Source organism: Novosphingobium sp., from assembly GCF_030699305.1.
Taxonomy (GTDB): Bacteria; Pseudomonadota; Alphaproteobacteria; order Sphingomonadales; family Sphingomonadaceae; genus Novosphingobium.
Genome location: NZ_JAUYNB010000010.1, coordinates 418,292 through 436,796 on the forward strand (window position 1 = coordinate 418,292; position 18,505 = coordinate 436,796).

Here is an 18,505-nt window from a genome sequence, read left to right on the forward strand (position 1 = left end):
CTCAGCGCGGTGCCTCCGTCGCGGCGATCAGATCGGCGACCAGTGCTTCCACCTGCTTGCCCTCGATCTCTGCCGCTGGCGAGAGCAGCAGGCGGTGGCGCAGGACGGCGGGGGCAAGCGCCTTTACGTCATCGGGCAGCACGTATTCGCGCGTATCCACCGCCGCGCGGGCACGGGCGGCATTGGCCAGCAGCACGGCAGCGCGGGGGCTGGCCCCGGATGACAGGTCCGCGCTTTCCCGCGTCGCGCGGATCAGGCGGACGATGTAATCGACCACGCTGTCGGCCAGCGTAACGCCCTTTACCGCCTGCGCCGCCGCCGCGATTACTGCCGCATTGGCCACCGCGCTGACCCCCAGGTCGGCCGGGCGCGACGGTCCGGCGCGTTCGCCAAAGGTCGCCACGATCCGCGCTTCTTCGGCTGCGCTGGGATAGGGGACCAGCAGCTTGAACAGGAACCGGTCCAGCTGCGCTTCGGGCAGGGGATAGACGCCCTGGCTCTCGATCGGGTTCTGCGTCGCCACGACCAGAAAACTGGCGGGCAGCGGGTGCGCGGTGCCGTCCAGCGTGACGCGGCGTTCCTGCATCGCTTCCAGCAAAGCGGCCTGCGTCTTGGGCGGGGTGCGGTTGATTTCGTCGGCCAGCAGCAGCTCGCAGAAGATCGGCCCGCGCGTCAGGGTGAACTGGCTGGTCTGGAAGTTGAACAGGTTCGATCCCAGGATGTCGCCCGGCATCAGGTCGGGCGTGAACTGGATCCGCCCGAAATCGAGGCCCAGACTGGCGGCAAAGCTTTGCGCCAGAAACGTCTTGGCGGTGCCCGGCGGGCCTTCCAGCAAAACGTGGCCCTGCGCCAGCAGCGCGACCAGCAGCGCATCGACCGTACCGGCCTGACCGACCACGGCCTTGCCCACTTCGGCCCGGATCGCGCGGGCCAGTGTGCTGACGTCCGCCAGTGTCATCGTGGTCATCGGGGAAGTCATCGGGTGAGAGTCCTTTCAAGCGAATGAAGTGTCTGCGCAGCGCGCAGCAAGTCGGCGGGGCGACGCGCGGCGCGCAGGGCGGCGGCGGCGGCGGAAAACGGCATCAGGTCTGGCGCGCGCGCCGCTAGCGCGCGGTCAATCGCGGCTTCGGTGGCGGGGCCGTCCAGCCGGTGGGGCAGGGCCAGCGCGCGGGCCAGCCGGTCGCGCGCGGCATCGGCATAAGGCGCGCCGATCAGGTGCAGCCGTCGGGTCCGGCGCACCAGCGCGGCGGCGTTCGACACCAGCGCGCGCTTGCCAAACGCGATGCTTCGCCCCGCCAGCAGTGGCGGCCCGAACCGGTGGAACGCCCGCCAGCCAACCACCAGCACGGCCAGCAGCAGGCACAGCGTGGCGGCCAGAAACGGCGGGGTGAACGCCAGTGTCAGCAGGTTTTGCGAGCGGCCATAGCCGTTGAGCGTCAGGTCGAACGCGACGACCTTGTCCCCGCCGTCCAGCACTTCGCGCACCAGCGCTTCGGCCAGCACGGCGTTGGCGGCATCGGCAAAGGCCTGATTGTTGAGCAGGTCCGGCTCGAACACCATGACCAGCGGATAAAGCGTATCATTGACCGTATCGGGATCGGGTTCCGGCGCAGACCCTTCCGCTACGTCCCGCAGCGCGGGGTAATCGCCATCGTCGATATAGCCCGCCAGCACCCGCCCGTCCTCGGTCCCGACTACCAGCGGCACCAGCGCATCGCCCGCGCCGGACAGCACGTTTTCGCTGGATTGCAGGTCGCCGCCCGTCCCCAGCCCGCGCCAGCTGGCGACCTTGCCGCCCGCGCGCATCGGTTTCAGGTCGAGGCTGATATCGTCGTAAAACTCCGTCCAGTTCGGCACCTGCACCCCGTCCAGCGTGACCCAGCCGGGCTTCGCACCAGTGGTCAGCTGGCTGACCTGCACCGCGTCCCACTTGGGCAGGATGATCAGCGTTGGGCCGATCACGCGGCGGCGGGTGACGATTTCGGCAATGTCCTTGCCATCGGCATCGGCGGGAGGGGTCAGGATCAGCAGGCCCGGCTGCTTCAGGCTGGCGAGCGATTGCACGCGCGACACGCCGTAGCCGCGTCGCTCCAGATAATCCGCCATCGCGGCATAGCCGTTCAGCCCCTTGCCGCCGACACTGGCCTGCCCGTCGTTGGGATTGCCCCCGGTCAGTCCCGCGCCGATCAGCCACAGGAACGCCAGAAACGCGAGGCCGCCGATCACCACCAGCCCCAGTACGGTGCGGGACGAAAACGGGCTGTCGCTTCGCGCGCTCATGCCGCGATCCGTTCCAGCGCAAAGGCGGCATAGGCCTCGCGCGCGGCCTGCCAATCGGCGGCGTCGAGCGCGCGCAAGGCATAGCGGCTGCGCTCCACCCGCGCCGCGATCAGGCCAAAGGCGCTGCGGGCGCGGTCAGGCAGGGCGGGCAGGGCGGCCAGTTCGCGCGCGGTGCTGGCAGGGTGGACCCAGTCTGGCCGGGCGGCGGCGATCTGGTGGACGCTGCGCCGCAGCAGCAAGTGCGCGGCCTCATCAAACTGGCCTGCGGCGGCGAGCGCATCGGCATCGCCCAGCAAGGCCAGCGCCGCCTCGCGGTCGGGCGTCCAGTCGGGCACGGCGTCGGCAGCAGGCGGACGGACGCGGGCCAGCCATGGCTCCACCATTCGCCAGACCAGCCAGATCACCGCCAGCACCGCGATGCCCAATAGAATCCATTGCAGCACGTGCCAGTTCATCCCCAGCGCGCGGCCCAGCGGCTCCAGCCATTCGGCCAGCGCCTTCAGCCATTCGGGTGGTTCGTTGACCGGCTTGTCGGGGATGGGCACGGGGGCATACTGGATCGAGCCATCGGCCCGCACGGCCTGCCAATCGCGCGCAGCGTCCTGTGCGGCCTGTGCTCCCTGAATTGTCACGTGGGCACTCGTTGCACGGTGCAAGCGGCGGAGCAAGCGGGGAAATTCGGACCAAACCCGCCACCAAACACGTCATGCTGAACTTGTTTCAGCATCCATGATGCCCCCGGCGCGGAGAGATGCCTGCCATTCGCGACCTGACGGGCAGCGCACCGCCGGTTAGTTCCGTGGCTGCGGGTAGATGGATGCTGAAACAAGTTCAGCATGACGAAATTGGGAGAATAGGCCGCTCAACCCCGCCCGCGTTCCTGTGGGTAGGTGCCCAGCATCCGCAATTCCTTGCAGTGGAATGCCAGTTCCTCCAGCGCGCGGTCGACCGCCGGGTCGCCCGGTGCGCCGAGGATGTCGGCATAGAACGTGGTCGCGGAAAAGCTGGCGCCCTTTTGGTAGCTTTCCAGCTTGGTCATGTTGACGCCGTTGGTGGCGAACCCGCCCAGCGCCTTGTAAAGCGCAGCGGGGATGTTCTTCACTTCGAACACGAACGTCGTCATCGTCGCCTGCCCGGCCAGACCGGCAGTGTCGAGCGGCTGGGGGGCCAGCACGACGAAGCGGGTCATGTTGTCCGATGCGTCCTGCACATCATCGGCGATGATTGTCAGGCCATAGAGTTCGGCGGCGATTTTCGGCGCAATCGCAGCGGCGGCGGGATCGCCCATTTCCGCGACATAGGCGGCGGCCCCGGCGGTATCGGCATAAGCCATCGGCACGATCCCGCGCGTGCGCAGGAACACGCGCGACTGGCCGAGCGCCTGCGGGTGCGAATAGGCGGCGGCAAACGGACCCTGACCCCCATCCTTATTTGGGAGCGCCATCAGGCTGTGGCGGATCGCCATGAAGTGTTCGCCGACGATGCTCAGCCCGCTTTCGGGCAGCAGGAAGTGGATATCGGCGACGCGCCCGTGCTGCGAATTCTCAATCGGGATGATCGCTCGGGCGGCGCTGCCGTCCTTCACTGCGTCCAGCGCGTCTTCAAAACTGAAGCACGGCAGCGGCAGGCAGGCGGGATCGTATTCCAGCGCGGCGCGGTGGCCGTTGCAGCCGGGCGCGCCCTGAAACGATACCGCGCGCGCCGGATCGGCAGCGGCGGCCTGAACCATTTCCTGAACGCGGGCCTGGGCGGGGGCGGGATAGCTGTGCATGGGGCCAAGCCCCTAGGCCGCGCGCGCGCGCTGCGCAAGCTGGCGGCGTGTCCACGGCAGCGCAGGCGCGCGGCGCGGCGGCGGCAGCAGGCACCGCCCCAGCGCCTTGACCACGAACCCCAGCTTGGCCGCGGTGCTGGTGCTGACGCGGTGATCCCAGGCGTGTTCGCCCGCGCGCGCCACTTCGCGCCCGATCGCGCCATAGATGCCCGCAGCCGACAGCACTGCCCAGCGCGAACGGAGCGGCAGCCGGGCCGCGCCGATCCGGGCGGACACTTCGTAATCCTGCGCCAGCGCACACATCCGCGCGACAATCGGCACCAGCGCGCGGCGGAAATGCGGCTTCATGTGTTCGCCGGGGGGAATGTCTGCTTCCACCAGCCAGTCGAGCGGCAGATAGCTGCGCCCGGCCGCGTCATCCTCGTCCAGATCGCGGGCGATGTTGGCCAGCTGGAACGCCAGCCCCAGATCGCAGGCGCGGTCGAGCGTTTCCTCGTCATCCGGGGCCACGCCCATCACCACCGCCATCATCACGCCGACTGCGCCGGCCACGTGAAAGCAGTATTGCAGCAGGTCGGCCTCGCTGCGCGGCCGCCAGCCATCGGCATCCAGCGCGAAGCCGCCGATCACATCGTCGGCCATCGCGCGGGTCAGCCCGGTTTCACGCGCGACCAGCCCCAGCGCGTCGAATGCGGGATCGCCGGTCGCCTCACCGGCAAAGGCCAGTTCGGTCAGCGTGCGGATCGTCGCCAGCCGGTCCTGCGCCCCTGCGTCCGGGCCCAGCGTGCCGCCATGGTCCTGATCGTCGGCCAGATCGTCACAGCGGCGGCACCAGGCATAAAGCAGCCAGACCCGTTCGCGCGTCTGCGGATCGAACAGCCGCGATGCGGCGGCAAAGCTTTTCGACCCGCGCATGATCGAATCGCGCGCCTGCGCGACCAGCGCGGTGCGGTTAACCACGGGCTTGGCCCGCCCGCGCTCGCCTCACAGATCGGTCACTTTCATCGCGAAAATGGGCGTGTGCGGTTCGTGCGCGGCCATGCGGGTCAGCAGCAGGTCCAGCTCGGCTTCCGCGATCAGGATGCCCTGGTGCGCCGGGCGGATGAACCCCACGTCGACCATGTGGCGGTTGAAGGCCAGCAGGTGATCGTAAAAGCCGAAGGCGTTCAGCAGCCCGACCGGCTTGGCGTGATAGCCCAGCTGCGCCCAGCTGACCGATTCCCACAATTCGTCCATCGTGCCGACCCCGCCGGGGATCGTCAGGAACCCGTCAGACAGGTTGGTGAAGGCCAGCTTGCGTTCGTGCATGCCCGATACCACGTGCAGTTCGGTGCAGTCATGGTTGGCGACTTCGCCGCCCTTGCCGCTCGCCCCGGCCAGCGCTTCGGGGATGACGCCGATCACTTCGCCGCCCGCGCCGAGTGCCCCGGCGGCGACCGCGCCCATCAGGCCCAGCCGCCCGCCGCCATAGACGACGCCGATCCCGCGCTCCGCCAGCGTCCGGCCCACGTCATGCGCCAGCTGGAGATAGCGCGGATCTTCGGGTGAGGCGGAGCCGCAATAGACCGCGATCCGTTTCATTGCAGGTCTTCCAGCATCAGCTTGGCCGTGGCCTTGGCGCTGCCAACCACGCCCGGAATCCCAGCGCCCGGATGCGTGCCCGCACCGACCAGATAGAGGTTGCCGATCTTGTCATCGCGGTTGTGGCCGCGGAACCACGCGCTTTGCGTCAGGATCGGCTCCAGGCTGAACGCGCTGCCGAGATAGGCGTTGAGATCCAGCCCGAAATCGCGCGGGCTATAGTGGAACTTGGTCACGATCCGGTCGTGGATATCGGGGATCAACCGCCGCCCGACTTCATCAAGGATGCGCTTTTCCAGCATCGGGCCGACGGTTTCCCAGTCAATCGGCAGCTTGCCCTGATTGGCGACCGGGATCAGCGCGTAAAACGTGGACTTGCCCGCCGGGGCCATGCCAGGATCGGTCACGGTCGGGTGGTGCAGGTAGATCGAGAAGTCCTGCGGCAGCACGCCGTGTTCATAGATGTCGTCCAGCAGACCCTTATAGCGCGGGCCGAACAGGATCATGTGGTGCGGGATGCCCGGCCAGGTGCCTTCGAGGCCAAAGTGGACCACGAACAGGCTGGGCGAGAACCGCTTGCGCGCCAGACTGCGCGCCGCCTGCGCCCCGCGCGGATTGCCGGACAGCAGTTCGCGGTAGGTGTGCATGATGTCGGCATTGCTGGCGACCGCGTCGAACCGTTCCTTCCAGCCGCTTTGCGTTTCGATCTCGGTCGCGCGGTTGCCTACCGTGTGGATGTGGACCACCGGGTCATGCATCCGCACGGTGCCGCCGATCCGTTCGAACTGGCGGACCATCCCGGCGATCAGCTGGTTGGTGCCGCCCTTGGCCCACCACACGCCGCCGTTCTTTTCCAGCGTGTGGATCAGCGCATAGATCGCGCTGGTGGTCATCGGGTTGCCGCCGACCAGCAAGGTGTGAAAGCTCAGCGCCTCGCGCAGCTTCTCGCTCTTGATGAAGCTCGACACCATCGAATAGACGCTGCGCCACGCCTGATACTTGGCCAGCGCGGGCGCGGCCTTGATCATGCTGGCAAAGTCCAGAAAGGGCACGTGGCCGAGCTTGACGTAGCCTTCTTCGCAGACCCCGGCGGAATAGCGCAGGAACTCTTCATAACCGGCCAGATCGCCGGGGGCGACGCGGGCGATTTCCCTGGCCAGGCCGGCTTCGTCGTTCGAATAGTCAAAGTTGGTGCCGTCCGGCCAGTTCAGCCGGTAGAACGGCATGACCGGCATCAGTTCGACGTCTTCGGAAATGTCGTGGCCCGATAGCGCCCACAGTTCCTGGAGGCACGGCGGATCGGTGATGACGGTCGGCCCGGCGTCAAACGTGAAGCCGTCCTTTTCCCAGTGATACCCGCGCCCGCCGGGCTTGTCGCGGGCTTCGACGATCGTGGTCTGGATCCCGGCCGATTGCAGCCGGATCGCCAGCGCCAGGCCGCCGAACCCGGCCCCGATCACACAGGCGCGGCGCGGGGCAAGCGGATCGAGCGCGCTCATGCCGCGATCTCCAGCCGGGCGCCGGGGGTGCGCAGCGCATGGAGCGCGCGGCCAATCGGCACGGGCGGTTTGCCGCACAGCACGCGGGCCTTGTCCAGCGGGGTGGAGCGGGCGGCATAGAACCGCTCGATCAGGGGTTCGCTCAGGCGGTAAAAGCGTTCGAACACGCGGTAACGTTCCTCTGGAAGGGCTGCTCCGAACAGCATGGTGCCAAGTTGGCGGTAAAAACGGGTGCCGCGCCAATGGGCCTGCGCGCGGGCTTCAAGCAGGGCGGCCAGTTGCGCGCCGGGCAGATCGGCATCGGCCGCGATGGCCAGCGCCGTGTCCACCGCTTGCGGCAGGCTGTAACTGGTGAGCGGGTGAAAGAACCCGCCGCGCGCGCCCGCCACGGCCACGCCGGGGCTGCGGTGCGCGGCCTGGAACGCGGCAAAATCGCCCCCGGTGACCACCGGCAGCACCCCGGTTTCATTGCCCAGGATTTCCCCGTCCCAGCCCTGCGCATCGCAATAGGCCTGAATCCGGCTGGCCAGCATTCGCCGGTCCAGCACCGGGCTGTCGGCGTAATAGGTATCCTCGATGAACAGCTCATCCAGCCCCAGCGGCAGGACATAGACAAACCGGTAGGCCCCGTGCTGGGCGACGGCCGCGTCCATGATGACCGGCCGGGTCAGCCCGTGCGGGCGCGCCGTGCGCAAGTGGCGGCCCATGAACACCTGCCAGCCGCCGGTCAGGTCCGGCGCGGCGATGATTCCCCGGCAGTCGATCACCGCGCGGGCACGGATCGTCTCTCCGCTGGTCAGTTGCACGCCGCCCGCATCGACCGTTTCGACCATGGCACGGGTGCGGATCGTGCCGTCGGGCAGTTCGCGCCGCAACCCGGCGTCGAAGTCCTCTGACGAGAGCGAGTTGTAGCGCGCCTGCAAGGTGCGTGCATGGGCCGGAAAACGCACGTCATAACCCTGATCCCAGCGGGTCTGGCGCAGCCCGGACAGCAGCTGCGTCCCGGCATCGGACAAGTCACTGCCAAACCAGCTCCAGCGGTGGTTGCCGCCCAGCGCCTCGCCCTGATCCAGCAGGCACAGCGACAGGTCGGGCCGTGCGCGGTGCAGCGCCAGCGCCGTCAGGCCGCCTGAAAGCCCGCCGCCCAATATCGCGAAATCATGCCTGGCACCGTTCATCGCGCGCAGACTTAGGCGCTGGCGCGATTTGCCGCAATCCATAGCGCTACCGCATTTGGGGCCAAGCCCAGCCGGCCTGCTATTTTTCCGCCGGTTTGCGCGTCGCCGCCGCGATATGCTTGTCGAGCGAGGTGACGATCGCATCGCTCAGCGCTTGCTGCTCAGCCTCGGTCAATGGCTGGTTTTCCATCTCTGCGCGGATCGGGCCGAGAGCCTCGCCAATCGCGCCGAGCTTCAGCAGGCCGGGCTGGCGCTGCGCCAGTGCGCCCAGCGCGGCGAAATCATCCTGGGTGAACTGCGCCAGCGCGCCGCGCACCGCCGCATCGGTATCGGCCCTGACCGCATCGGCGCTGACTTCCTTGTCCCTCAGTGCGCTGGTGATCGTGGCCTTGGCGTCGAAGCTTTCGATCACCCCGCCCAGCAGCCGCTTGCCCATGGGCGAGCGATAGAACGCGGCCACATCGTGCGCCTCGCCCGCGTTCAGCTGGGCGCGGAACACCGCGACCATGCGCGGGCGAAACGCTTCGCGGACCCGCGCAGAATAGCCGGACAGCACCGGCCGGAAGCCTGTGACCAGCGCCTGTGACAGGCCGGGATAGCGCGCCTCGGCAATCGCCAGACTGGTATCGGCGCTGGCGATCTGCTGGGCGATGGTGGTGGACAGCTGGTCCAGCTGCCGCTCCATATCGGCCGATTCCTGGATCGCGGCATAGATGTCCTCGAACGGATCGACCGCCACCGGCGCGGCCACCGGCGCATCGGCTGCCTGGACGGGAACCGCCATCAGTGGAGCGAGCGACAGCAGGACAGCGGCGACGGCGATTCGAGACATGGGCAGGTAAGGCTCCACCAGCAAGCAATCGCCCCTGCTAACACAAGTGCCTGCCCTGCCAAGCATTTTGCTGCGGCGAAGCGGCGAAACCGCGAACCGGTTGCGCTTGCCAATTACGGTTGGTTGTTGCGCTTGATCGCGGTCAATGTTTCAATCGCGTTTCGAGTCGAAACTGACTTCAATGGCGTAACAGCGTCGGCGCAAAGCAAAACCGGAGAGTAGATGATGGCAACAGCAGCAGTTCAGGCCCCCGATACGTCCAGCCACGTCGATGTGCTGATCGTGGGCGCGGGGATTTCGGGCATCGGTTCGGCCTATCACCTGCAGCAGCAATGCTCCGGCAAGAGCTATGCCATCCTGGAAATGAAGGACACCTTTGGCGGCACCTGGGAAACCCACAAGTATCCCGGCGTGCGCTCAGACTCCGATCTTTACACCTTCGGGTACCGGTTCAAGCCGTGGGTCGGTGCGCCGATTGCCAGCGCCGAAGAAATTCTGAAATACATGGGCGATGTGATCGCAGAAAACGGGATCGGCGAACACATCCATTACGGCCACCGGATCACCGGCTGTAGCTGGTCCAGCAAGGACAACCTGTGGACCGTGCAGGCCGTGCGCAAGTCTGACGGGGCCAGCGTGACCTTCACCGCCAACTTCCTGTGGATGTGCCAGGGCTATTACGATCACGAAAAGCCCTACACGCCCGACTGGGCCGGAATGGACCGCTTCAAGGGGCTGCTCGTGCATGCGCAGCAGTGGGATCCGGCCATCGACTATACCGGCAAGCGCGTGCTGGTAATCGGATCGGGCGCGACGGCGGCCACGGTCATCCCGGCGTTTGCCGAAAAGGCCGCCCACGTAACGATGCTCCAGCGTTCGCCGACCTATTTCTTCTGTAGCGAAAACAAGAACGAACTGGCTGACCGGCTGCGCGAAGTGGGGGTTGAGGAAGAAGTCATCCACCATGTCGTGCGCAAGCAGATCATGTACGATCAGGATCAGATGACCAAGCGCTGCATCGAGGAACCCGATGCCGTGTTCGAAGATCTGAAGGAACTGGTCCGCGCGTTCAGCGGCAAGCCCGACTTCCCGTTCGAACCGCACTTCATCCCCAAGTATCGCCCGTGGCAGCAGCGGCTGGCGTTCTGCCCCAACGGCGACATCTTCCAGGCCGCTGCACAGGGCAAGCTGACGGTCTATACCGACACGATCGACACGTTCACCGAAACGGGCGTGCGCACCGCTTCGGGCGATGAGATCGAGGCCGACATCATCGTCGCCTGCACGGGTTTCCGCCTGTCGGTGATGGGCGACATTCCGTTCAGCGTTGACGATACCCCGGTCGATTGGTCAAAGACGATCAACTATCGCGGGATGATGTTCACCGGCGTGCCCAACCTGGTCTGGGTGATGGGCTATTTCCGCGCCAGCTGGACGCTGCGGGTCGATATGCTGGGCGATTTCGTCTGCAACCTGCTCAATCACATGGACGCAAAGGGCGTCAAACGCGTCGAGGTCGCGCTGCGTGATGAGGATCAGGGCATGGAACTGGCCCCGTGGATTGAAACGGACAACTTCAATCCGGGCTACCTGATGCGCGGGCTGGATCAGCTGCCGCGCCGCGGTGACAAGCCCGAATGGCGGCACAACCAGGATTACTGGGCCGAAAAGGACCAGATTCCCAAGACCGATCTGGAAGGCAGCGAGTTCCTCTATGACGGGGTTCGGGCTGGCACCAAGGCCAAGGAGCCGGTCGCGGCGTAACTTGTTGATCCGAAACGGTCGTTTCGGATCGTTCGGCACCAGCCCGCTCCCCCGCCCGGCCACCCAGAGCATACAATCTCGTTGGGTGGCCGGGCGGGGGAACGGGCCGGTGCCGAACCCGAAATTCGCTCTTTCGCGAGCTTCGGTTCAACTTCTGATCCCGTTTACACGCGTTCCGCTTTCCGCCAGAGGTCGCTGCCATGAGCAACGCATCAATCTGGTGGGGCGGGACGCGCCCTGATCTTGAAGCCATGACCCAGGGCGGCGCCGGTTCGATGAACGGCTGGCTGGGGATCGAATTCATCGACTGCGGCGATGACTGGATCCGCGCGCGGATGCCGGTCAATGAACGCACCCGCCAGCCGTTCGGGCGGCTGCACGGCGGCGCTTCGGTGGCCTTTGCCGAAACGGTCGGATCGGTCGCGGCGGGCTGGTGCGTGGACCGCACCCGGTTTGTGGGCGTGGGCATGGAAATCAACGCCAACCACATTCGCCCGGCCTATGACGGGTTTGTCTTTGCCACGGCGCGGGCGGAATCGCTGGGCCGCACCACCCAGGTCTGGACGATCCGGATCGAGGATGAGGGCGGCAAGCTGGTCTGCCTGTCACGCTTTACGGTCGCCGTGATCGCGCTGGAGCGCAAGTAAACCTGCACAGCCGGGGAGAATTGGTGATGGCGCGCGAGATTGAGTTCCTGTTCGATACCGGCAGCCCCAACGCCTATCTGGTCCACCGCGCAATTCCGGCGGCAGTGGCGGGCGGCAAGGTTGCGTTCCGCTATGTCCCGGTGCTGCTGGGCGGCATCTTCAAGGCGATCGGCAATCAGTCGCCCATGGCCGCCTATGGCCACATCGGCGCGAAAGTGGCGTATGACCGCCTGGAAATGCAGCGCTTCATGGCCGCGCATGGGATCACCAATTTCGTGATGAACCCGCATTTCCCGGTCAACACCCTGCTGATGATGCGCGGCGCGGTGGCAGCGCAGGAACTGGGCTGCGCGCGGGCCTATAACGACGCGATGTTCAAGGGCATGTGGGAGCAAGGCCTGAAACTGGACCTGCCCGACGTGTGGGACCGCGCGCTGACCGCCGTGGGCCTGCCCGCCGGACAACTGGCCGATCTGGCCGCCGATCCGGCGGTGAAGGCCCGGCTGGTCGCCAACACCGAAGCCGCCGTCGCGCGCGGGGCGTTCGGCTCACCGACCTTTTTCCTGGGTTCGGAAATGTGGTTCGGCAAGGAGCGCCTGCGCGACGCGGTCGAAGCGGCGGGCGGTTAAGCCGCTAACCTACCCCCGCGGTCCCCCCGTTCGTGTCGAGCGAAGTCGAGACACGCGCGCGCAGTGCCAATGTGTCTCGACTTCGCTCGACACGAACGGAGATGGGGATGGAAGAGTGGTTAGTGGGCTTGCGCGTTTTTCCAGTCGCGCTTGATCTTCTTGGCCAGGCTCCACTTGTGAACTTCGGTCGGGCCGTCATAGATCCGGAACGCGCGGACCTCGCGGAAGATCTGTTCGACGATGGTGTGGTCGGTCACACCCATCCCGCCCATCACCTGTACGCAGCGATCCGCGATCCGCATCAGCGCCTCGGACACGGCGACCTTGGCCATCGAACTTTCCGCCGTGCCGAGCGAGCCGGTGTCGAGCACCCCGGCGCACCACTGGATCATCAGTTCGGCCTGCTTCAGGTCGATCAGGTTTTCCGCCAGCATGAAGCCCACGCCTTCGTGGTCGATCAGGGTCTTGCCAAAGGCCGAGCGACGGTTGGCATAGTCGCTGGCGATTTCGTGCGCGCGTTCGCAGCAGCCGTGCCAGCGCATGCAGTGCGACAGGCGCGCGGGGGACAGCCGGATCTGCGCATACTTGAACCCCTCGCCGGCCTCGCCCAGCATCTGGTCGGCCGGAACGCGCAAGTTGTCGATCACAACGGTCGCGTGGCCGCCGGGCATCGAGCTGTCGATGGTGTTGGGGACGTGTTCGATCCGGATTGCCGGGTCGGGCAGATCGACCAGGAACATGCAGGCCCCGCCGCCTGCGACCACATCGTCCGCCTTGGCCATGACGATACCCACTTTGGCCCCCTCGGCCCCGGTGATGAACGCCTTGCGGCCGTTCACTACCCAGTGGTTGCCATCAAGCCGGCAGGTGGTCTGCATCATCGACGGGTCGCTGCCAGCGCCGCCTTCCAGCGCCGGTTCGGTCATGAAAAAGGCGCTGCGAGCCGTGCCATCGACCAGCGGCTTCAGGAACCGGTCCTTGATTTCCGGGCTGCCGACTTTGCCCAGCAGGTACATGTTGCCCTCGTCCGGCGCCATCGTGTTGACCGCCAGCGGCCCCAGCGGCGAAAGACCAGACTTTTGCAGGACATAAGCCGTTTCCAGCTGGGTCAGGTGGCCGCCATCGGGGAAGACATGCGGCGTCAGCACACCAGCCGCGCGGGCCTTTTCGCGCATTTCATAGACCAGCTCGTCCAGCGGCGCGCCGTGGTGGTCGCGCCGGGGATCGGTTTCATAAGGGATCACCACGTCCCGCACGAAGCGTTCGACCCGTTCCCCGATTTCCAGTGCGCGCGGCGTGCTCATCGCTCAATTCCCCTGCTTGCCAAGGCCGGTCTGGCCGTTCATCGTGCAATTTAACCGCGCGATTGAATTTTCGCCAAGCACAACCGGACGGGGAAATCCAGCATGTTCGAAAAAATGGCCCTGCCACTGATGTGCGCACCGATGAGCTTTGCCTCATCCGTGCCGCTGGCAGTGGCCTGCGCGGACGCGGGCGTGATCGCGGGCTGGCAGGGCGGGATCTATACGCCGCTCGATGAATTCGAGCGGTATCTGGCGGCCTTGGCAGAAACCCGCGGCGCGCCGCCGATTGTCAACCTGCCCAGCCGGATCGCGACGGTGGAAACGGGCGAGGCCAAGCTGGCGCTGCTCGAAAAATACGCTGCGCCACTGGTGCTTTCCAGCCTGGGCGATCCGTCGCGGCTGGTGGAGCGGGTCCACGGCTGGGGCGGACGCGTGGTGCAGGACGTTACCACGATGCGCCACGCCGAAAAGGCGCTGGAAGCCGGTGTCGACGGGCTGATGGTGACGTGCAGCGGCGCGGGCGGTCATACCGGGTTCCTCACCCCGTTTGCGTTCGTTCCGGCGGTGCGGCGGGTTTACGACGGCCTGCTGATCGTCGCGGGCGGGATTGCCGATGCGGCGGGCATTTACGGCGCGCTGGCGCTGGGCGGGGATATCGCCTGCATGGGTACACGGTTCATCGCGACGCCCGAAAGCGGCGTGGTGCCGGGCCATCGCAGCATGATCGCAGGCACGGGGATTGACCGGATCGTTGTGTCGGCGGCGATCAACGGCATACCCGCCAACTGGATCCGCGATTCGCTCGAAGCCGTCGGCCTTGATGCAGAGCAGATCGCGGGCGGGAAAATCCCGATGCCCGAAGGCGTGCGCGGTTGGCGCGATACGTTCAGCGCCGGACAAAGCGTGGCGCTGATCGACGCCGTCGAACCCGTGGCGGACCTGACCGCGCGGCTGGCGCAGGAATTCACCGCGCTCGCCCCGCAGCTCGATTGGCGCGGGCGGCTGGCGGCCATCGAAACCCAATGGAGCAACTGACATGAGCGAATATCCCCTGCCTTACACCAGTGACGACCTGACCGGGCGCGTCGCCCTCGTCACCGGCGCTTCGTCCGGCCTTGGCGCGCGCTTTGCCCGCGTGCTGGCCGCGAAAGGCGCCAGGGTGGCGCTCTGCGCCCGCCGGATCGACCGGCTGGAAGCATTGGCGGCGGAAATCAATGCAGCGGGCGGACAGGCGCTGGCCGTTCAGATGGACGCGACCGATGCCGATTCCGTGATCGCCGCCGTCGCCGCCGCCGAAGCCGCGTTCGGCACGGTCGATATCCTGATCAACAACGCCGGGATGCCCGATGCCCAGCGCGCCCACAAGATGAGCGTTGAGTTGATCGATCAGGTGCTGGGGGTGAACCTGCGCGGGCCATGGATTCTGGCCTGCGAAGTCGCGCGGCGGCTGATCGCGGCCAAAAAGCCCGGCCGGATCGTCAACATCAGCTCGGTCGCGCACTTCCGCTATGACGGCGGCGGCGCGGCGCTGTACGCCGTGACCAAGACCGCGATTGCCCGCATGACCGAGGCACTGGCCGTCGAATGGGCGCACTACAACATCAACGTCAACGCGATCGCGCCGGGCATGTTTGTCTCGGAAATGACCGACGGCATGTTTGCGCGGATGGGCGGTAACCCGGCGGACCATCTGCCGCGCAAGCGGGTGCCGGTGCCGGAACAGATGGATTCGACGCTGCTTTACCTCGTTGCTCCGGCCAGCGAATGCGTGACCGGCGCGACGATCCGGATCGACGACGGGCAGAGCGCGCGGACGCGGATGTGACAGGAGCAATGGCAATGCTGGTAACGATTGAGCGCGACGGTCCGGTCGCAGTGGTAACGATGAACCGCCCGGAAGCGATGAATGCGCTGTCCAGGGGGCTGCGGGCGCAGCTGGCGGCGGCGATGCTGGACGTGAACGATGACGATAGCATCCGCGCCGTGGTGCTGACCGGCGCGGGGACGCGCGCGTTCACCGCTGGGCTGGACCTCAAGGAACTGGGGGCCGACACCTCAAACCTCGGCGCGGCCAATGCCGAGGATGCGCTGGCCAATCCGGTCAAGGCCATCGAACAATGCAGGAAACCGGTGATCGGCGCGATCAACGGCGTCGCGATTACCGGCGGGTTCGAAGTCGCGCTGGCCTGCGATATCCTGATCGCATCCGAAAACGCCCGCTTTGCCGATACCCACGCGCGGGTCGGGATCATGCCGGGCTGGGGGCTGTCGCAAAAGCTGTCGCGGATGATCGGGATCAGCCGCGCAAAGGAACTGTCGTTCTCGGGCAATTTCCTCGATGCGCAAACGGCCTGCGCGTGGGGCCTCGTCAACCGCGTGGTTGCAGCGGATGAACTGCTGACAGCCGCCAAGCAGCTGGCCGGGGAAATCGCCACCGCCGATCCGGGCATGATCCGCGCTTACAAGGCGCTGATCGACGATGGCTATGCGCAGCCGTTTGGTGCCGGGATGGCGCTGGAACATACCCGCTCCAGCGCTGCCAATGGTCAGGTCAGCGCCGATGAAGTCGAAGCGCGCCGCCGCGCGGTGATGGAGCGCGGGCGGTCACAGGTGTAGGCCGCAGGTGTAGCCGCGCATCCAGCGCGCCCGCTTACTTGTTGGCCCAGCGCGGATCGCGCTTTTCGAAGAAGGCGACGCGCGCTTCGTGCGAATCGGCGGTCTGCGCCAGCATCACCTGCTGGCGGTCCTCCAGCGCAAAGGCGTGCTCCATCGACCCGGCATCGATGTTGAGGTTGAGCGCGTCCTTGGTCAGCCGCAGGCCCATCGGCGCTGTCAGCAGCATTTCCCCGGCCAGCGCCAGCGCCTTGTCCAGCAACGCCTCGTGCGGCACGATTTCGGAGAACAGCCCGCAGGCCGCCGCCTTGTCGGCCGTCATGAACCGGCCCGTCAGCAGGTATTCGCTGGCCACCGAACTGCCGACGAGGCGCGGCAGGAAATAGCTCGCCCCCATGTCGCACCCGCCAAGACCGATCTTGATATAGGCCGCGTTCATCCGCAGGTCCGGCGCGGCATAGCGCACGTCGGATGACAGCAGCAGCGAGAACCCGCCCCCGCACGCGGCCCCTTGCGCACAGGCGATGATCGGTTGCGGGCACTTGCGCATCGCCTGCATTACCGCCGCGATCAGCCGCTGGGTGCGCCAGCCCTGATGGATCGGCCCGGCATCTTCATCGCGGCTCCACCCGGTCAGGTCCAGCCCGGCGCAAAACGCCCGGCCCTCTGCCCGCAGGATCACCACGCGCACGTCGGTGCGCTGGTTCAGGCCGGTGAAGTAATCCAGCAGCGCCTGAATCAGCGGTTCGTTCATCGCGTTGAGGCGATCCGGCCGGTTCAGACTGACCACCTCGATCGCGCCCCGGTTCTCAATCGTAATCACGTGTTCCGTCATGCCGCATCCTCGTTTTCAGTTTGCGGCCAGTTGACCACCAATCCCCACCGTGGCAAGGGCCTTCCCGCCCGAGCGGGTGTAGCTCAATGGTAGAGCAGCAGCTTCCCAAGCTGAATACGAGGGTTCGATTCCCTTCACCCGCTCCATTTCCCTGTCCGCCGATGTTCGTGGGCAGCTGGGCAAACCCCAAAAACCCAAGGTATTCAGTGGCTATCAGGCCGCACGCGTTCACTCGTGTTAACAGTAAGCCACCAGTCGCTGGGGGCATGATTGGGGGGTATATGCAAAACGGCTAACTCGACACCCCCACGCTGGGGGTATATTGGGGGTACGGACCCCCGGAGAGGCTAGGTAAACCTTGGCTTTGACTGATGTCGCAAGCCGCAACGCCAAGCCCGGCGCGAAGGCGGTCAGATTGGCTGATGGTGGCGGGAGGAAGCGCGGGAACTGATCGTCCTTGGCAAAGACCCGTCCCGCGAAAAGCAGCGCGACAAGGTGCGCGCCCGGATACAGGCGGCGGACACGTTCAAGGCAATCACCGACGAGTATTGCGCCAAGCGCAGGCGCGACGGTTTCAGGGGCTGGGCACCCGCCACAGCGATTCGCGGCGAATATCTGCTTTCGCTGGTTTGCGGCTCCATCGGCAAATTGCCCATCGGCGAGATTGAACCAGCGGACGTGTTGACGGCCATTCGCCGGATCGAAGGCAAAGGTAAACTGGAAAGCGCGCGGCGAAGCCTGCAACTGGCGGGCGCGGTGTTCCGCTATGCCGTGGCGACTGCGCGGCTGGCGTCCGACCCTACCCGCGATTTGCGCGGCGCGCTGACCGCGCTGATCGTCACGCACTATGGCGCTATCACCGATGCAAAGAAGGTCGGGCCGTTGCTGCGCGCCATCGACGAATATGATGGCAGCGGCATGACAAAGCTGACGTTGCAGATTGCGCCGCACGTGTTCGTCCGTCCCGGCGAGTTGCGCCACGCCGAATGGAACGAGTTCGATCTGGACGGCGCGCTGTGGATAATCCCGGCGGGCAAGATGAAAATGCGTAAGGCGCATCATGTCCCCTTATCGAGGCAATCCGTAGAGCTGTTCCGGCAAGTGCAGGCTGTCACCGGGCCGAATGGCTACGTGTTCCCTTCCATCCGCACCCGCACGCGGCCCATGAGTGAGATCACAGTCAACGCGGGTTTGCGGCGGCTGGGTTACGCGAGTGATGAGAGTGACACCGACAAGGTGGGCGCTGCCTATCACCGGGGCGCGCACTGGAATGAGCGTGTGGCAATGTCTCAATGGTGGAGCGGCCACCTTGATGTACTGCGCAAAGGCGCGGATATTGTGCCAATGCCGACGCGAGCGGCTCGATGAGAGCAGCAGCCATTGCATCACCTTCCCCCGTTTAAGCAGCGAAGGGCACATCGGCCATGGGCGAAGGCCGTGGGCACCATCCGGCGGCCTGCGGGAACCAGCAGTGCGTTGCCCAAAAACCCGCGCAGTCGCCCCAGCGCCGCACTCATGGGGCCCAGACCCTCACGAAAACGCCGTCAGGAGCAGCGGGTTTATGCGCGCCGG

General features: G+C 66.1%; 18 protein-coding genes and 1 tRNA gene. 8 read left to right on the top strand and 11 right to left on the bottom strand.

Translation table 11 applies throughout. The features are described from left to right. Nucleotide 1: 1 nt before the first annotated feature. The 9 genes from Q8Q53_RS04780 to Q8Q53_RS04820 all read right to left on the bottom strand — a co-directional run bounded on the left by Q8Q53_RS04780 (nucleotide 2) and on the right by Q8Q53_RS04820 (nucleotide 9,141). Nucleotides 2-958, bottom strand: coding sequence for a MoxR family ATPase (locus Q8Q53_RS04780; RefSeq protein ID WP_305700761.1), 957 nt, complete (start codon nucleotides 956-958; stop codon nucleotides 2-4). Between the two features lie 17 nt (nucleotides 959-975). After that, nucleotides 976-2,280 (bottom strand): DUF4350 domain-containing protein, encoded by a 1,305-nt coding sequence (locus tag Q8Q53_RS04785; RefSeq protein WP_305700607.1) that lies wholly within the window; start codon nucleotides 2,278-2,280, stop codon nucleotides 976-978. Next, complete coding sequence (locus Q8Q53_RS04790) at nucleotides 2,277-2,912, bottom strand: hypothetical protein (protein ID WP_305700608.1); 636 nt, start codon at nucleotides 2,910-2,912, stop codon at nucleotides 2,277-2,279. Before Q8Q53_RS04790 ends, Q8Q53_RS04785 begins: the two co-directional genes overlap by 4 nt. A 230-nt stretch (nucleotides 2,913-3,142) precedes the next feature. Next, entirely contained in the window at nucleotides 3,143-4,051 is a 909-nt protein-coding gene (locus Q8Q53_RS04795) for a prephenate dehydratase (protein WP_305700609.1), read from the bottom strand. 12 nt (nucleotides 4,052-4,063) lie between these two features. Then, the gene (locus Q8Q53_RS04800) at nucleotides 4,064-5,011 is read right to left on the bottom strand and encodes a phytoene/squalene synthase family protein (RefSeq protein ID WP_371136504.1); all 948 of its coding nucleotides are present in this window, start codon (nucleotides 5,009-5,011) and stop codon (nucleotides 4,064-4,066) included. Between the two features lie 24 nt (nucleotides 5,012-5,035). After that, complete coding sequence (locus Q8Q53_RS04805; protein WP_305700610.1) at nucleotides 5,036-5,632, bottom strand: TIGR00730 family Rossman fold protein; 597 nt, start codon at nucleotides 5,630-5,632, stop codon at nucleotides 5,036-5,038. Next, entirely contained in the window at nucleotides 5,629-7,131 is a 1,503-nt protein-coding gene (locus Q8Q53_RS04810) for a phytoene desaturase (RefSeq protein ID WP_305700611.1), read from the bottom strand. Before Q8Q53_RS04810 ends, Q8Q53_RS04805 begins: the two co-directional genes overlap by 4 nt. Continuing rightward, on the bottom strand, nucleotides 7,128-8,309 hold the full coding sequence (gene crtY / locus Q8Q53_RS04815) for a lycopene beta-cyclase CrtY (RefSeq protein ID WP_305700612.1): 1,182 nt from the start codon (nucleotides 8,307-8,309) through the stop codon (nucleotides 7,128-7,130). Before crtY ends, Q8Q53_RS04810 begins: the two co-directional genes overlap by 4 nt. A gap of 79 nt (nucleotides 8,310-8,388) precedes the next feature. Then, nucleotides 8,389-9,141, bottom strand: coding sequence for a DUF2059 domain-containing protein (locus Q8Q53_RS04820; protein WP_305700613.1), 753 nt, complete (start codon nucleotides 9,139-9,141; stop codon nucleotides 8,389-8,391). Between the two features lie 225 nt (nucleotides 9,142-9,366). Here Q8Q53_RS04820 and Q8Q53_RS04825 point away from each other — a divergent pair, with 225 nt between their 5' ends. The 3 genes from Q8Q53_RS04825 to Q8Q53_RS04835 all read left to right on the top strand — a co-directional run bounded on the left by Q8Q53_RS04825 (nucleotide 9,367) and on the right by Q8Q53_RS04835 (nucleotide 12,181). Then, on the top strand, nucleotides 9,367-10,905 hold the full coding sequence (locus Q8Q53_RS04825; protein ID WP_305700614.1) for an NAD(P)/FAD-dependent oxidoreductase: 1,539 nt from the start codon (nucleotides 9,367-9,369) through the stop codon (nucleotides 10,903-10,905). Between the two features lie 200 nt (nucleotides 10,906-11,105). After that, nucleotides 11,106-11,552, top strand: a complete 447-nt coding sequence (locus Q8Q53_RS04830) for a hotdog fold thioesterase (protein WP_305700615.1) — start codon at nucleotides 11,106-11,108, stop codon at nucleotides 11,550-11,552. Nucleotides 11,553-11,578: 26 nt separating this feature from the next. Continuing rightward, nucleotides 11,579-12,181 carry a 2-hydroxychromene-2-carboxylate isomerase gene (locus Q8Q53_RS04835; protein ID WP_305700616.1) on the top strand — a complete coding sequence of 201 codons (603 nt, stop codon included), beginning with the start codon at nucleotides 11,579-11,581 and terminating at the stop codon, nucleotides 12,179-12,181. Between the two features lie 119 nt (nucleotides 12,182-12,300). Here Q8Q53_RS04835 and Q8Q53_RS04840 read toward each other — a convergent pair whose 3' ends face one another. Continuing rightward, on the bottom strand, nucleotides 12,301-13,485 hold the full coding sequence (locus Q8Q53_RS04840) for an acyl-CoA dehydrogenase family protein (RefSeq protein WP_305700617.1): 1,185 nt from the start codon (nucleotides 13,483-13,485) through the stop codon (nucleotides 12,301-12,303). 102 nt (nucleotides 13,486-13,587) lie between these two features. On the opposite strand from Q8Q53_RS04840, the gene Q8Q53_RS04845 reads away from it, so the two are divergent. From Q8Q53_RS04845 to Q8Q53_RS04855, 3 genes are read left to right on the top strand one after another with little or no spacing between them, the layout of a single operon-like run. Beyond that, complete coding sequence (locus tag Q8Q53_RS04845; protein WP_305700618.1) at nucleotides 13,588-14,520, top strand: nitronate monooxygenase family protein; 933 nt, start codon at nucleotides 13,588-13,590, stop codon at nucleotides 14,518-14,520. A gap of 1 nt (nucleotide 14,521) precedes the next feature. Further along, nucleotides 14,522-15,310 (top strand): SDR family NAD(P)-dependent oxidoreductase, encoded by a 789-nt coding sequence (locus Q8Q53_RS04850; protein ID WP_305700619.1) that lies wholly within the window; start codon nucleotides 14,522-14,524, stop codon nucleotides 15,308-15,310. Nucleotides 15,311-15,324: 14 nt separating this feature from the next. Then, complete coding sequence (locus Q8Q53_RS04855) at nucleotides 15,325-16,101, top strand: enoyl-CoA hydratase (RefSeq protein WP_371136505.1); 777 nt, start codon at nucleotides 15,325-15,327, stop codon at nucleotides 16,099-16,101. 34 nt (nucleotides 16,102-16,135) lie between these two features. On the opposite strand, the gene Q8Q53_RS04860 is transcribed toward Q8Q53_RS04855, so the two are convergent. Beyond that, the gene (locus tag Q8Q53_RS04860) at nucleotides 16,136-16,933 is read right to left on the bottom strand and encodes an enoyl-CoA hydratase/isomerase family protein (RefSeq protein ID WP_305700621.1); all 798 of its coding nucleotides are present in this window, start codon (nucleotides 16,931-16,933) and stop codon (nucleotides 16,136-16,138) included. A gap of 72 nt (nucleotides 16,934-17,005) precedes the next feature. Here Q8Q53_RS04860 and Q8Q53_RS04865 point away from each other — a divergent pair. Further along, nucleotides 17,006-17,079 (top strand) — tRNA-Gly (locus Q8Q53_RS04865). A gap of 349 nt (nucleotides 17,080-17,428) precedes the next feature. Beyond that, nucleotides 17,429-18,301: a tyrosine-type recombinase/integrase gene (locus Q8Q53_RS04870; RefSeq protein WP_371136506.1), complete on the top strand. Its 873-nt coding sequence runs from the start codon at nucleotides 17,429-17,431 to the stop codon at nucleotides 18,299-18,301. The last annotated feature ends 204 nt before the right edge of the window (nucleotides 18,302-18,505 follow it).